This is a genomic window from Ktedonobacter sp. SOSP1-85 (assembly GCF_016587415.1).
Classification (GTDB): Bacteria; Chloroflexota; Ktedonobacteria; order Ktedonobacterales; family Ktedonobacteraceae; genus Ktedonobacter.
The window spans coordinates 1678858-1692726 of sequence record NZ_BNJI01000002.1; the positions used below are offsets into that span (position 1 = coordinate 1678858).

Sequence of the window (13869 nt, forward strand, 5' to 3'; positions counted from 1 at the left end):
CAAAAATTTTGTAAAATGACCATGTGTGCTAAAACGGTATGGGGGGCTGTATTGAGCTGAACTTTATAAATGCTCTCAACGTGCGGGTCGAGTTGGGAGCAGTCTCTGTCTGCCCCTTCCTAGAGGAAAGGACAGGCAGAACAAAACAGACGAGAGAGAAATGTTGAAGCAGTTTCTGGCGGTGCAAGTTACTCCTCGCTCGCCTCCCAGAGGGGTTGAGTGGTGCGATATTCCCGCACAGAACTGATTTTCCCTTCCTTGAAGCGAACAAGGGAGGCTCCTTCAAAGCTCTTATGTGCCTCGAAGATCCATTCAAGAAAACAGAGCTCATTGGCAACAACGAGCGTGGTAATGTCCCATTGGTTGATCTTCCAGGGGCCATACTCGCCTGCAATGCGCTTTTCCACCTCGCGGATGATCTTGTGAGCGCCCCGAATGGCCTGGCCTTGAGACTCGATGAGAACACAGTCTGGATGGAGTGTACTCAGGATTTTGGCAGGGTTATGTTCCTTCCATCCATCTACATAGGCGCGAATAAGCTGTTCTGCAAGCACTTGATCCAATTTTCAACCTCCATGTTGTGCTCAAGGGATGCTGTTGAGAGAAGAAACAGCCTCTCGTGGGAAGGCTGACTCTCTGAAATAGGCTTCGTCTCCATGTTTGATCTTGACTCATCTCTGCTTTGGGAAAGCCCGATATTGGGAGGGAAACCTTCTCATGTTCTGGGCCATGTGAAAACCAGTATGCTCTTGGGAGGTCCGATCCTGAGAGACAGGTCAAGCTGTCTTGCCTCTCGCCAACAAAGCCAGAAGAGAGTGTCCATCACCACTGAGGATATTGCCAAAGCGTCCATTTCCCAGAAGGAGTATACCAGATAAAGGCGCGGATGCAAGAGGGAAGGTAGTGCTGGGTGTGACTCAGATTTTTGCACGAGACGGTGAGAAGCTTTTCGATCTGGTACAACGTGAGCAGGTCGCGCTCACAGTCTTTGGACATGACAAACAACAATGGCCAACGCTTAAAAAAGCACCTGCCTACTACGATTAACGATCCTCTGAGGCAGGAACTGTTATGCGCTTGCTATCGCCCGTGCTGGGGATAACATCTTTTGTGAGCGCCAGATGTTTGTTTTTCGCAGTAGCCAGAAAGAGAAGCAACAGCAGCAAAGAGTAAATCGCAATGGTCCACCTGCTTCCTAGATATTGAAGCAGGTTGCCAGTGAGAAAGAAGCCAAATGAATAGGCTCCGAGTACCACCATGCGCATGAAACTCAGTATTCTCCCTCTTATTCTATCTGGAATAACCTTTGCTGAATAGGAGGATGTAGTCACATCATAGAGTGGATCTATTGCATAAAAGAGCATGGTAATTCCTGCCAGAAGAACATAATTTAGAGCGAATAGGTAGAAGCTGAAGGTCAAGAAACTCAGTAATAACACCATAAGAAGTGATTTTTTGAGTGATACATGACTATGTATTTTCGCTGCGGCTAACGATCCTACAATTCCTCCGCCAGCGCCAATAGCGAAGAGAAGGCCAGTCAATGAGGACGGCGTATGGTGTTCTTTGGCAAGGATAATGATGAGTAAATAGAGCCCAGCAGAAAGAAGAGTTCTTCCTGCTGTAAGAATAGTTAAGAAGCGAAGGAGTGGCTGATGCCAAAGCCAGACGAATGCCTCTTTGATTTCATGATGAATGGCTGTTCGGTCAGGCGGAGTTTCTGGGTCAAGAGATGTGGTGATAAAGAAAAGAGAAAAGACATTGATGCCATAGGAAAGCGCATCAACAAAGAAAGCCAGAGCGCCTCCTGTTGCTTGATATAACCATCCTCCGCAAGGAGGGCCTACAAGTAAAGCGATATTGCTTGCTGTGCCAGATTGTGCAACGGCCACTGGAAATTGTTCTTTGGATACAACCCTTGGGAAAGCGGCAATTCTGCCCAGATTAGCAAAAACAAAGAATGATCCCTCAATGGCACTTGCGACATAGAGCTGGGTGACAGAAAGAGTATGGCATGCGAGTGCAAGGGCAATACTGCCCATTGCTAAGCCGCTACCAAGATTTGCGAGAATCATAACGATTTTTCTGTTCCAGCGATCAATGAGTACTCCAGCAGGAATTGCCCAGAAAATATAGACAAAACCTCGTATAGCAGCAACCCCTCCAGCCTGCACGGAGGAGCCAGTTAAAGCTAGCACAACCAAAGGAAGTGCTATCCCTGAAACCTCTGTTCCCATCCAGGAGATGAGTTGCCCGCTCCACAGGAGCATGAAATTACGTTGTTTCCAAAGCGGTATATTCATCCTAACAGGGCTCACCTTCTTTCCGGGCATCAAGAGTACCTCTCTGTATATTCTAATGTGCCCTTCTTTCTGAATGCAAGGGCTTTGGAAAATATACAAACTGCATTGTTGCTCATTCCGGTAGATCTCCTTGCGAGAATGAGGCACATGCATTCAGGGCATGTTCGCCGATCTGGGGGGGACTCAGGTTTTTGCAAACCGGCTGGGAGCACAAGAGAGGCCACGCTTCCAGGGATGATGCGGAGACGGTCGTGAGGTTCCAGCAAGCATGGCAGGCGGCTCTGGAGGCAAAAGAGGCACAGATGGAGGTGGTGGAGAAGGAGGGGACAGGAGAGCTGATTTGAGAGCGTCTCGCCGGGCTTGTTGCCGTTGGGTTGCTCGCTCCTGTCGGTGTTGGACGCGAACCATTCGACGCTGTTGGCATGCGGTGTGCCAGGTTTCCTGCCATCGCTCATTACACACGCCATTGCGCAAAGCGAGCATGGGATTGACGTTGGTGCGTTCCCATCGCATGCCGCTGCCTTTCAGACGAGCCTCAACCACAAGCTTGTTGGCGCTCTCCACCATTCCAGATCCAATCGGCCAGCCGACTCGTCGAAACAAGGGGTAATTCATGAAGGAGAGTCGTTTGCGCAAATAACTGACATGCTCGTGAATATCTTCCAGAGCGGTCTCCTGCTCCGTCAAGCGATCGGCCATACGGGCAAGGGCAGCAGGACCACGATGTTTGAGCACATGTAAACATCGTTCAAGCATCTCAGCAGGAAATGCATGCCCCCTGCCACGCAATGCTTCCAACAGTTTGCTGAGATGTTCAGCTGCATGGGGAAAATCCAGAATCCGTACTGCATCCCGGCGATGGATTTCTACAAACGTTTGTAACCAATCCGCTCCATCCATCACGGCACACACCTCTTTGGCTTGGACCAGGTGGCGTCGGCGCGTCTCGATTTCTGCCAGATCGATAAAGCGGGCCGCATCCGTCAGGCGCGAGAAATACGAGAGATCCCTGACGTGGACCTTCTCAGAATCAACTGAACCCGTTGGCACCTCCCCAATGGCCAGCGTACGGACTTCTGCCCATTCGCCCCCCGTCAAAGGAACCATGGCCCCATCTGCACTCATGGCCAAACGATGGTCGTTCTCTCGTGCGTGCGCTTCTTCCTTCCACCGCGCTTTCGCGTCGAGCGTTTGCTTTTCCTCGACTCGTTTGCCGACTTCTTCGCAAAGCCGACGAGCCGTCTCCGGGCTGACATACACGCCGAGAAGCTCTTCAAGAACCCGGCTCGCATGGCGAAACGGCATCCAACTCCCTAACTGCACGAGATGGCTTTGTTGCCGAGGGGCCAGCGTGCCGGGAAGTAAAGCTAATTCTTCATCGAGGGGGAAAAAAACTCTCCCCACACTTCGGGCAGGCTCCATAGGTACGAAGCAACGTCACGCTTTCTCCCCCATTGCCTTGTAACGTGCGTGTCTGTTGGCCTCGTGCTTGCAGAGGCACCTGGCAGGTAGGGCATCTTGGAACTTCTCCCCCCATTTTCTTGCCCCAGGCTCGGCTAGAGCTTTCTTGTGCTGCATCCTGGAGGAGTTGGGCTTCCAACTGCATCATCCGTCGATGGACCTCGTCTTCGATTTCCACAAAGGTCGCTTTGGGGTGGGCTTTGCGCCACTCTTTCACATCGCTCAAGATCTCTGCACTCGTGCTCAGCCAGGCATTCTGTTCCATGATCTTCTCTTCCCTGTCTCTTTTTTTGATGGCCTGATCTTACCAGCTTTTCTGGTTCTTGGACACCCCCATTGCAAAAACTTGAGTCACACCCAAGCTAGCCTTGAGTTGTTAAGACACGATTTGTGAGTATGAATCTACTGTGGGGGGTTAGCCTCACATGATCAATCCCCACAAGAAAGTTCTCAGCGCATTAACGTCATTTGCAGCAGTGGCTTGCTTCCCAGGACGCCGCCTCACGCAAAAAAACTTGCCGCACCCCTAAACACAGCAGCCTGCTCCATCAATGGTCACACCTACTAAACACGGCTCCCAGTCGGGAAAACAAGGGAACGAGCGGGAAGGCAAACACCGTGTTCAAAACCCGCTCGTTCCCTCCCAGGGTTGCCAGGCAACAACAGGAAGTATCTCCTCACCAGCAAGAGCAACACACACATGCTCTCTGCTCTTCCAACTCCAATCGATGACACACGCAAGCTTTTTGACCATTGGAATTGCTGACGTACGCACAAACACCCACAAACACCCACAAACACCCACAAATTCATATTGGCAAAGGAAAATGATATGCATCGCAACGAACAGAGAACGATCTGGCTGATCGACCAGGTGCTCCAGATCCACCCAGCAGATCGGAGATCTCCCAGCGCTGGTGATCGTCAGGAGGGCCTCGTTGCGTCTACAACGGGGTGTGCAGAGCACAGAAAGCACCAATGGGAAAGAGCGCAAGAAGAGTGACCCGCTTTCCCCAGGAAAAAGCGCTCCGAGAAAAAAAGAGCAAGTCACAAGGACTCACTCTTTCGCCAAAAACATGGATCACACCCAACATATGTGCTGGGGTTTGGTCTGTAGTATAAAACACTTCAAAACACTTGTATAGCGCACCAGCATCGATCAAGCACCTCCTGCTCCCTCTCTCTCCTCATCCCCACAACAACAGGTCACACTGCAACCGTGCGCCTCGCGCGCCACCCTCCTTCTCTCCATCCGCTCATTGGCAACAGGTTGCCATTTTGCCTGAGAACGCTTTGCCTCCTGTCCCCATCTCCAAAGCAAGGGCTGCGTCGCCCGAACGTCCCCTCTCGCGCCATCCCTCTTCCCTCCATCCTCTCACTGGAAACCACGTTTCCACCCCCATCCAGCCACGTAAAAAGCAAAGCATAATCGCCAGGCACAAGTGGCTCCAACTGACTGTGGCAGGCCGGCCAGCACGCCTTTTGACTGGGCCACTCAGGTCTTGACAGCTTTGTTCAAAAACTTGGAGAATCTGCTTTTTGTCGGGTCTGGGCCAGGCTGACTCTTGTGGAAAAACACTATCGTTCGTCATGGGAACGCTTCCTTTCTTCGCGATTTTCCTTTGAAGAACGTATCTCTTCTTGAAGCTTGGGCCAGTTCCAGATTGCTGATACATGACGCATTTCACCAAGCCACTCAGACATTATCCTTCTTCCTGTTCCTGGAGCAATGGCTGCGCGGAGGTGGATTTAAATAGCCACAGCGAGATATGAGCGGGCTGGACCGTTTTCTGAACCACGGCTATTATCTGTTCTTGCAGGGGCTTTAGCTCGATTTCCTGGTGCAATGTTGCTCCGAATGCCTGGAGCGTGCGCGCGGCGTCATATTTCTGACGATAGAAACGGCGGTCGATGACGTTCTGGATACCCCGGCGCAGAGGTTGAAACAGCACGGCCACGATCAGCGTGGCACTGACAATCACGATGCCATCATTGCCCCCGACAAGCATCCCGCTGAGCAGGAATTGCGCGCCAACAACCAGGGTGAAGTAGGCCAGTGCCAGGGTTATTGTTAAAAGCGTGTAGACCAATGTGCGTTTGATTAGCTGGTCGATATCCCAGAGCCGCGAGCGCAGAATGGCTACACAGACGCTCAGAGGAATGAAGAGAAAGGCCAGCGAGGCTAGTGGATCGCCGGAAAGCTGGTAGAGGCTATCTGCTGGAAAAAGGCCCGAAGAGAAAAACGAAATAAAGAGCAGCGCCAGCGCGCAGACCAGGCCAAAGATCACCCAGCGGGTCTGCTGGCGCTGCGCCGGGCTGGAGATGCGCACATAGCGATACACCTGGAGCGCGATCGGGCTGCCGTACCCCAGAATAAGCGTGAGTGCTATCAGTGGGAAGGGCCAGTTGAGAATACCCCAGGGAGCCGGCAGTTGAAAAGCGAGCGCGAGAAGCCAGAATGAAAGGCCAACGGGCCAGCTCCAGCGAGGCGCAAAGCTTCCGCTAGGGAATGTCGCCAGAAACAACCCCAGACAGAGAATTAAAAAATTGACGAGGATCACATCGGAGAGCAGTTCAAACAAGCTCGTTCCCTGGCCCTTGAGCCCCTGAATGCCAATACAAAGAAAAGCCAGAGAAGCCAGCAGAGCGGACGGCTGGTCGAACCGCTTCCAAAAAATCAGCAGGCTGATGACCAGGAAAACCAGGGCATATACCAGTCTACAGATTGCAACATACGTATCATACGAGTTTCGAGGTATATGTGATATTTGAAGTATTTGAAGTGTATCAGTGCTGGGGGGACAGGTAAAATTTAAAGCACAGATAACCGTTGTACCACCAAAGGCAGGTTTGAGCAGATTGTTGAGAAAGAGGCTCAAACCGAGGAGGGCCAGCGCAACCCAGAAAGTACGTGCGAAGAACAGAATCTGACCCCTGAGATGATTTTCCTTGTGTGTGTTTTGCATAAACTGATTTTCCTCAATGCTCTGTCTGTGGCATAATCTATCAAACATCCTCGCTATACAGGCAGAGTATACCAGAGAAATGTCCCAAAAACGTCACGGAAAGAAGCAAAGGCCAGATCATCCTCAGAATGGACTAGCCTGACATATTTGTAACTCTTCATTTCCGACTACTTGGCACTACTGACTACGCCACCAGCGGCATTGTCATGTAAATCATGATGAGTGCGGGCACCCACGGAATTTCCAAATTTGTTGGAGTAAGTGAGATATACTGTATCTACTCTCCTTAAAGCCCCTGTATGAATCAAAATCTTTCTTCAATGGCCCCTTTCTTCTACCTGAAAATGGCCCTTTTAACAGGTCCTTTATCAGAGTATACTTCTTGGTGTCAGGAAAAGACAAGAGCACGAACGCTGCATTGCAGATCTGAAAGACCTCACATGAAGGTTCAGTGGTAAAAACTCATCAAGAGAAAAATGGACGTTGACACGACCTGCGGTTGTCGCCTGGGGAGAATGACTCAGGAAGAGGTCATCAGCCAAGAAGCATTACGCCATCCTCTCTCCTCCTCCTCCTTTCTCTCTACCGAACAGGAAATCAGCGCAGCCCTTGAGCAGGCCCAACGTGCGGGAGCGCTCAGCGAGACCATCGACACGACCGATGTGGCGACAACGCTCGTCGCCATCGTGCAAGGAGGATAGGTCTTGGCACGAGCGTTACAAGATCCACAGCAGATGGACAAGGCTCTACGCGGTGTCCTGGCTCTGCTCGAGAGCATCGAAGGGAGATACCATCATGCCGACAGAACCATCCTTCACCATGTGTTTTCTTGGAGAGACGGTTTTCCGTTGTACATACGCGCTGCAACGGATAGCCCTAAAAGCCGCCCCTGAAAGGGCCCGGGGCAGATGCTCATTGCTCCTGGCCTCTCCGGGAAACGCACGTATTGCATACACACACTTTTTCATCGCTTGTTCCAACCGATGTGACAGAAGAGGGATCAGCTCCATGGCATGATATTTCTTGAGGTTCAAAGCGGGAAAACATCTTTATCACCAGGGATGGGGAGACGTGAAAGGGAGACAGACAGTATGACATTCAATCCACAAAGCAGCGAGTATAGCCCTCTTACATCGCGTGACACGCTCCTCAGCATGCTCGAGACGCTTCCTGATGCGTTATTTTGCATTGATGACGCCGAGACGGAAGAAGGACTCCGTGTCCTGATCGATACCATTCCCCAATTCGTCTGGATGATGCGCCCCGATGGCTCGTGTGAATACTGTAACCAACGCTGGTGTGACTCTACCAATATGACTTCTGAACAAGCTCAAGGGGACGGCTGGCTCCAGGCTATCCACCCCGATGACCAACAGCGTGTCCTGGAGAGGTGGCAGAGTGCCGTCCAGATCGGCAGGCCCTATGAAGCAGAACTGCGCCTGCGCCATGGTACGACCGGAGAGTATCACTGGTTCCTTGCCAGAGGAGTGCCACACAGGGATGATCAGGGGACGATCCTGAAATGGTTTGGGACTGCCACCGACATCGAGGACCAGAAACGAGTCGAGCAACAACTCAAGGAAAGCAAGGAAAGCGAGGAGCACTGGCGGGTACTGGCTGAAACAGTGCCCCAACTCGTGTGGACGACACGACCGGATGGCCGTGTTGACTACTGTAATCAGCGCTATTGTGACCTGATGCAGGCCGATTTTGAGCAGATACGGGACTATGGATGGCGTCAATTCCTGCATCCTGAAGATGCGGAGCGTGCGCTCACGCTTCAGCAACATTCGCTGGCAACGGGCGAGATCTTTGAGAACGAACATCGCCTCAAGGATGGGTGGACTGGAGGATATCGCTGGTTTTTAGCTCGCGCCCTGCCAGTGCGCGATGAAGCAGGGCAGATCGTGAAATGGTTTGGCACCTGTACCGACATTGAGGAGCAGAAACGGACGGAACAAAAGCTCAAAGAGAGTGAAGAACGATTTCGTTTGCTGGCTGAAACGGTGCCCCACCTGGTGTGGGTGGCACGACCCGACGGCCAACACGAGTACACAAACCAGCATTGGTGTGACTACACCGGGTTGACGCTTGAGCAGATCCAAGGCTGCCGCTGGGCTCAGCTCCCGTTCTTCCATCCTGATGATCGTGAAGAAGGCAAGCTCGCTGGCAGCATGCCCTGGACATGGGAGCCATATATGAGCACGAAGGGCGGATCAGACATGGCCAGACCGGGGAGTATCGCTGGTTTTTCACTCGCGGGGTGCCAATGCGCGATGAAGCAGGCCAGATCGTCAAGTGGTTTGGCACCAGCACCGACATCACCGAGCGCAAGCGAGCCGAAGCAGAAATCCATGCCCTGGTTGATACGATCCCCCAGTTCGTTTGGATTGCAGCACCCGATGGGTTAATCACCTACAGCAATCACCGCTTGATCAACTATCTGGCGATGACCCTCGAACAGGTCCAAGGGGATGGCTGGCTGGCGGGTCTGCATCCTGATGACCGGCCTCGGACACGGGAGGCGTGGCAGACCTCCATCCAGACCGGCATGCCCTATGAAGTAGAACATCGCGTGCAAGACGGCACCAGCGGAGGGTATCGCTGGTTTCTGGTCCGAGGCGTGCCGCAGCGAAATACCCTGGGCACGATCCTGCACTGGGTAGGCACCTGCACCGACATTGAGGACCAGAAACAGGCTGAACAGAAAATCAAAGCCAGCGAGGAAAACCTGCGGGTGCTGGCCGAAATGGTGCCACAACTGGTGTGGACGAAACGCCCCGATGGCCAGTTCGCGTACACGAACCAACGGTGGCGTGACTACACCGGATCGACGCTTGAGCAACTACAAAGCGACCAATGGGCTCACCTCCAGTTTCTCCATCCAGATGATCATGAAGGCAACCGAGCGCACTGGCTGCATGCCCTGGACACAGGAGACATGTTTGAGTACGAACAGCGTCTAAGAAATGCTCACACTGGGGAGTATCGCTGGTTTTTAGTCCGCGCCATGCCCGTGCGTGATGAAGTGGGTCAGATCGTCAAATGGTTTGGCACCAGCACCGATATCGACGAGCAGAAACGAGCGGAGCAGCAGCTCAAAGAAAGCGAGCAGAACTTGCGCGTGCTGGCCGAAACGGTACCGCAACTGGTTTGGACGGCACGACCCGATGGCTTGTCAGACTACTGGAATCAACGGTTTTGTGCGTATACCCATGCCACGCGGGAGCAATTGTATGGCTATGGATGGAGCCAGTTCGTGCACCCGGAGGATTACACGCGCACCCTGGCGGTGCGAGAGCGAGCGTTTCGCACAGGCGTCCCCTATGAGGTCGAACATCGTTTCCGAGAGGGCCAGACAGGCCGCTATCGCTGGTTCTTAGCCCGCGCCATGCCGGTGCGCGATGAAACCGGCCAGATCGTCAAGTGGTTTGGCACCAGCACGGACATCGAGGACCAGAAACGGACTGAGCAGCGGCTCAAAGAAAGCCGGGAGCACTTCCGTGTGCTGGCTGAAATGGTGCCACAGTTGGTGTGGACAGCACGGCCAGATGGCCGTGTTGACTACTGTAATCAGCGCTACTGTGACCTGACGCAGGCCGATTTCGAGCAGATACGGGACTATAGATGGCGTCAATTCCTGCATCCCGAAGATGCCGAGCACACGCTTGCGCTTCGGCAGCAATCCCTTGCCACAGGTGAACTCTTTGAGAACGAACAGCGTCTCAGAGATGGGCGAACTGGAGAGTATCGCTGGTATTTAACCCGTGCGCTCCCAGTCCGCGATGAAGCGGGTCAGATCATCAAGTGGTTCGGCACCAGCACTGATATTGATGACCAGAAACGCATCGAGGAGGCCCTGCGTCAAAGCCAGGAGCGCGCGAATGCCCTGATGAACTCCAACATTATCGGGATCAATATCATCGAAGGTGAGCAGATCGTGGATGCCAACGACACCTTTCTGCGCATGACCGGTTATACCCGCGAAGACCTGCGCGCCGGGAACATGAACTGGATGCAGATGACGCCGTCAGAGTATCGGGCGCTTACGCAACAGGCCCATCAGCAACTTACCATCCAGCACTATATAACGCCCTACGAGAAAGAATATGTGTGTAAAGATGGCAGCCGCCTTCCGGTGCTCGTGGGTGCTGTCCTCTTACAGCATCCCCCAAATCAGGCAATCGCCTTTGTGTTGGATAACTCGGCCCGCAAGGAACTCGAACAGCGCAAGGATGCCTTTATCAGTATGGCGAGCCATGAGCTCAAGACACCGCTCACCGCGTTAAAGATGCAGGCTCAACTGGCGAGAAAACGCCTGGAACGGCAGTCTCCTCACGAGGCTGCCACAGCACTTTCCAGGGTCGAAGGGCCAATCCAGCAACTAGAACGCCTCATCGGCGAGTTATTGGATGTATCTAAGATCCAGGCAGGTAGATTGGAGTACCTACAAGAGGCGGTCGATCTTGATATGTTGCTTCACGAGGTGGCAGATACCATGCAGCAAATCTCTACTACTCATACCATTGTCGTGCGTGGCGCGACTCTTTGCTCTCTGGAAGCGGATAAAGGTCGGCTCGAACAGGTCTTCATCAACCTGATCAGCAATGCCATCAAGTATTCTCCCGATGCAAAGACGGTTGAGATTGACCTGAGCACCTCCCCTGAGGCAGCTACTATCAGGATACGCGATCATGGCCAAGGCATTCCCCAGGAGCTGCGCGACAAAATCTTTGAACGCTTCTATCGCGTCTCTGGGGCGAACCAGAAGGCCATTCCCGGTCTGGGAATGGGCCTATACATTGTCGCGGAGATCGTCAGGCATCACGGGGGGGACATAACGGTAGAGAGCGAAGTCGGAAAAGGCTCCACCTTTTCTGTGACGCTTCCTCTGGAAAGATCGCTCAAACCAGGGAGTACTTCAGTACCAGAAACGTTAGGCTAAAGGGATCCTCAGAGTGCCGTTCTTGCGCGCACTGGTATCCAGTGGAATGCGTTGCCCAGAGAACTGGGAGCGAGTTCGACGGTGCACGACCGCTTTCAAGAATGGGAGCAGGCTGGCCTGTTCCAGGCGTTGTGGCAAGCAGGACTGAGTGTGTATGATGAGCTGGAAGGAATCCAATGGGACTGGCAAGTCGTGGATGGAGCAATGACGAAGGCTCCTTTGGGAAAAACCGCAACTGGAGCCAATCCCACAGATCGCGGCAAATCAGGAGTCAAGCGCAGCCTCTTGACTGATGGCGCTGGAATTCCCTTGGCCATCGTCATTGATGGGGCCAATCGTCATGATGTAAAACTGCTGTGTGCCACCTTGGATGGCATGGTCATCGCCCGCCCCGAGCCAACCGAGGAGGAGCCACAGCACCTCTGTCTGGATGCGGCCTACGAGGGGGCACCAGCGCGCCAGGAGGTCGAGACTCGCCACTATCTGCCGCATATTCGAGGTCGCGGTCAGGAGAAACAGGACAAAACCCTCATCCCTGGTTATCGAGCTAGACGATGGGTAGTAGAACGCACGCATTCCTGGCTCAATCGCTCCCGTCGACTCCTGGTGCTTTGGGAGAAAAAAGCGGAGAACTACCTCGCATTTCTTCATCTGGCCTGTGCTCAATTGATTTTTGGTAAGATAGAGGTTTTCGGATAAGCACTTACTACCACCAATTTGGCAGGAATCCTTGCACTATCCCAACTATAGCCCTTGCTTTTGAATTTCCTGAGTACTTTCTTGTATCCTCTTCTTTTTCAAGAGAAGCGGTTGAGAAGCGGTTGATGCTCTATACTCTGATCAAGAGAAACAACACATACAAAAACGTTCTTGCATGATCTGCCTTTAAGGGTAAGAAGGGAATACTTCTATAAGGAGCGCTTATGAAGATACATGAACAGCGTCCTCGCTCCCATCTGTTTACTGTTCGTCTGTGGTAGTAAATTGGATGAAACTCCGACCGATTTTTGGGTGAAACCGAGGAAATCAGCGCGAAACCCAGGAATCATCCACAATGCAAGTTGAACTATGGCTCTGGAGGCGGCTCATGGCACTCATTGTCTGTAAATTCACAGGTCTGGTGATCGGGGAATTCCCGTCTTTTCTAGCCGAAAGAGAAAGCATGTGTGCCAAATGTCGAACCTTCAGACTCCTTTCATGCATGGGCTGATACAGGTAAAGCACGAGATACTTGTGGTGCTGACTATCCGAATTGACAAAAATGGAGTCCAACAATCTGCTTCTGGAGCAGTTTTACCAAGTTCTAATGGTCAATTCCTTAGTTTCATGCCGATTTCCTTGGTTTCACCCAAAAAGCCGCATGAGTTTGACCCAATTTACTACAAGGGAAGAGGATGTCGCCTCTGGTCAGCGGGAATGGAGAGGTCGCGTACAACTGATCACAAATCAGACAGTGCGCTACTTCCGTCAATGGGATGCACTGGTTCCTCTCCTACTGACCATGGTATCGGAAGACGATGTCCTACAAGAGCCGAACGCTTAAAAGCAGTAAACGCGTACCTGTTTTTTTACTAAATTCGATTGCATAGAAAAGGAGATAGACAATGAATACGGCATCATCATCTCATCCAGCAGAAGTAGCCTCTCCCATCGCCTTTGTCGCTGCCGGTCTCTTCACACTCCGCTTTGTTTTCTTCTTCCTTCCGTATCTTCACTTCCTTCCCTCCGGCCTCTCCGGTCTGGTGCAGGATGGTACACTGGGAGGTGCCATTCTTGGGAATGCGGAACACCTCGTCCTCTTCCCCATTATCGCGGCATTACCAGCCCCTCGATGGGCAAAACAGGCAGGATATGGATGGCTCGTTGTCGACATGGCAACCGATATTATGGCTCTGCAAGGGGTTTCTCCCGCGCTGTATCTTGCCCTCCGCTATGGTGGACACATATCCTCAGCGCTCTGGGTGGCATGTGCCTCCTGGCAAGCGACCAAAGCAACGCGCATTGTTGGATTGCTGTACGCATTTAATATTGCACTCTTTTCCTATATTCCTCATGGATCATTTTTTCTCCTCATTCCTTCGGCGTTCCTCTTGCCCCTCTGGCTGGTCCTGGTCGGGTGGCTCCTGACACAGCATCGGATGGCCCCAGAGGCCCACATGCCTCTGGACAGGGAGCACGTTCCAGCGTAAGGCTC

Annotated in this window: 11 protein-coding genes and 3 pseudogenes; 9 read left to right on the forward strand and 5 right to left on the reverse strand. The window is 52.6% G+C overall.

The window, feature by feature from the left end:
- Positions 1-188 precede the first annotated feature (188 nt).
- Positions 189-554 carry a nuclear transport factor 2 family protein gene (locus tag KTE_RS35590; protein ID WP_236600890.1) on the reverse strand — a complete coding sequence of 122 codons (366 nt, stop codon included), beginning with the start codon at positions 552-554 and terminating at the stop codon, positions 189-191.
- 358 nt (positions 555-912) lie between these two features.
- Here KTE_RS35590 and KTE_RS49095 point away from each other — a divergent pair, with 358 nt between their 5' ends.
- Entirely contained in the window at positions 913-1047 is a 135-nt protein-coding gene (locus tag KTE_RS49095) for a hypothetical protein (RefSeq protein ID WP_255553029.1), read from the forward strand.
- On the opposite strand, the gene KTE_RS35595 is transcribed toward KTE_RS49095, so the two are convergent.
- The 3 genes from KTE_RS35595 to KTE_RS35605 all read right to left on the reverse strand — a co-directional run bounded on the left by KTE_RS35595 (position 1044) and on the right by KTE_RS35605 (position 4029).
- The gene (locus tag KTE_RS35595) at positions 1044-2303 is read right to left on the reverse strand and encodes an MFS transporter (protein WP_201390184.1); all 1260 of its coding nucleotides are present in this window, start codon (positions 2301-2303) and stop codon (positions 1044-1046) included. The genes KTE_RS49095 and KTE_RS35595 overlap by 4 nt on opposite strands.
- A 183-nt stretch (positions 2304-2486) precedes the next feature.
- A complete protein-coding gene (locus tag KTE_RS35600; protein WP_201390186.1) occupies positions 2487-3707 on the reverse strand; it encodes a UPF0236 family transposase-like protein in 1221 nt (406 codons plus the stop codon).
- Complete coding sequence (locus KTE_RS35605; RefSeq protein ID WP_201390188.1) at positions 3679-4029, reverse strand: hypothetical protein; 351 nt, start codon at positions 4027-4029, stop codon at positions 3679-3681. The genes KTE_RS35600 and KTE_RS35605 overlap by 29 nt, the downstream gene beginning before the upstream one ends.
- Before the next feature lie 567 nt (positions 4030-4596).
- Here KTE_RS35605 and KTE_RS35610 point away from each other — a divergent pair.
- The gene (locus tag KTE_RS35610; RefSeq protein ID WP_201390190.1) at positions 4597-4767 is read left to right on the forward strand and encodes a hypothetical protein; all 171 of its coding nucleotides are present in this window, start codon (positions 4597-4599) and stop codon (positions 4765-4767) included.
- A 700-nt stretch (positions 4768-5467) separates the two neighbouring features.
- Here KTE_RS35610 and KTE_RS35615 read toward each other — a convergent pair.
- Positions 5468-6730, reverse strand: a complete 1263-nt coding sequence (locus KTE_RS35615; protein ID WP_201390192.1) for a hypothetical protein — start codon at positions 6728-6730, stop codon at positions 5468-5470.
- 476 nt (positions 6731-7206) lie between these two features.
- Here KTE_RS35615 and KTE_RS35620 point away from each other — a divergent pair, with 476 nt between their 5' ends.
- The 7 genes and pseudogenes from KTE_RS35620 to KTE_RS35645 all read left to right on the forward strand — a co-directional run bounded on the left by KTE_RS35620 (position 7207) and on the right by KTE_RS35645 (position 13864).
- On the forward strand, positions 7207-7431 hold the full coding sequence (locus tag KTE_RS35620; protein WP_201390194.1) for a TetR family transcriptional regulator C-terminal domain-containing protein: 225 nt from the start codon (positions 7207-7209) through the stop codon (positions 7429-7431).
- Positions 7432-7986: 555 nt separating this feature from the next.
- A pseudogene (locus KTE_RS35625) lies at positions 7987-8637 on the forward strand (PAS domain-containing protein); the annotation flags it as partial.
- A 117-nt stretch (positions 8638-8754) separates the two neighbouring features.
- Positions 8755-8826, forward strand: a pseudogene (locus tag KTE_RS50065) (hypothetical protein); the annotation flags it as partial.
- Positions 8827-8915: 89 nt separating this feature from the next.
- Positions 8916-11675, forward strand: coding sequence for a PAS domain S-box protein (locus KTE_RS35630; RefSeq protein WP_201390196.1), 2760 nt, complete (start codon positions 8916-8918; stop codon positions 11673-11675).
- A 27-nt stretch (positions 11676-11702) separates the two neighbouring features.
- Positions 11703-12374 (forward strand): annotated as a pseudogene (locus tag KTE_RS35635) (IS5 family transposase); the annotation flags it as partial.
- A 661-nt stretch (positions 12375-13035) separates the two neighbouring features.
- A complete protein-coding gene (locus tag KTE_RS35640) occupies positions 13036-13218 on the forward strand; it encodes a hypothetical protein (protein WP_201390199.1) in 183 nt (60 codons plus the stop codon).
- A 61-nt stretch (positions 13219-13279) separates the two neighbouring features.
- On the forward strand, positions 13280-13864 hold the full coding sequence (locus KTE_RS35645) for a hypothetical protein (protein ID WP_201390201.1): 585 nt from the start codon (positions 13280-13282) through the stop codon (positions 13862-13864).
- The last annotated feature ends 5 nt before the right edge of the window (positions 13865-13869 follow it).

What these genes read in the sequence shown, in the direction of transcription:
- KTE_RS35615 (WP_201390192.1), bottom strand. Translation starts at nt 6,730, where the DNA reads ATGCAAAACACACACAAGGAAAATCATCTCAGGGGTCAGATTCTGTTC.
- KTE_RS35630 (WP_201390196.1), top strand. Translation starts at nt 8,916, where the DNA reads ATGGGAGCCATATATGAGCACGAAGGGCGGATCAGACATGGCCAGACC.
- KTE_RS35595 (WP_201390184.1), bottom strand. Translation starts at nt 2,303, where the DNA reads ATGAATATACCGCTTTGGAAACAACGTAATTTCATGCTCCTGTGGAGC.
- KTE_RS35640 (WP_201390199.1), top strand. Translation starts at nt 13,036, where the DNA reads ATGAGTTTGACCCAATTTACTACAAGGGAAGAGGATGTCGCCTCTGGT.
- KTE_RS35610 (WP_201390190.1), top strand. Translation starts at nt 4,597, where the DNA reads ATGCATCGCAACGAACAGAGAACGATCTGGCTGATCGACCAGGTGCTC.
- KTE_RS35645 (WP_201390201.1), top strand. Translation starts at nt 13,280, where the DNA reads ATGAATACGGCATCATCATCTCATCCAGCAGAAGTAGCCTCTCCCATC.
- KTE_RS35620 (WP_201390194.1), top strand. Translation starts at nt 7,207, where the DNA reads ATGGACGTTGACACGACCTGCGGTTGTCGCCTGGGGAGAATGACTCAG.
- KTE_RS35605 (WP_201390188.1), bottom strand. Translation starts at nt 4,029, where the DNA reads ATGGAACAGAATGCCTGGCTGAGCACGAGTGCAGAGATCTTGAGCGAT.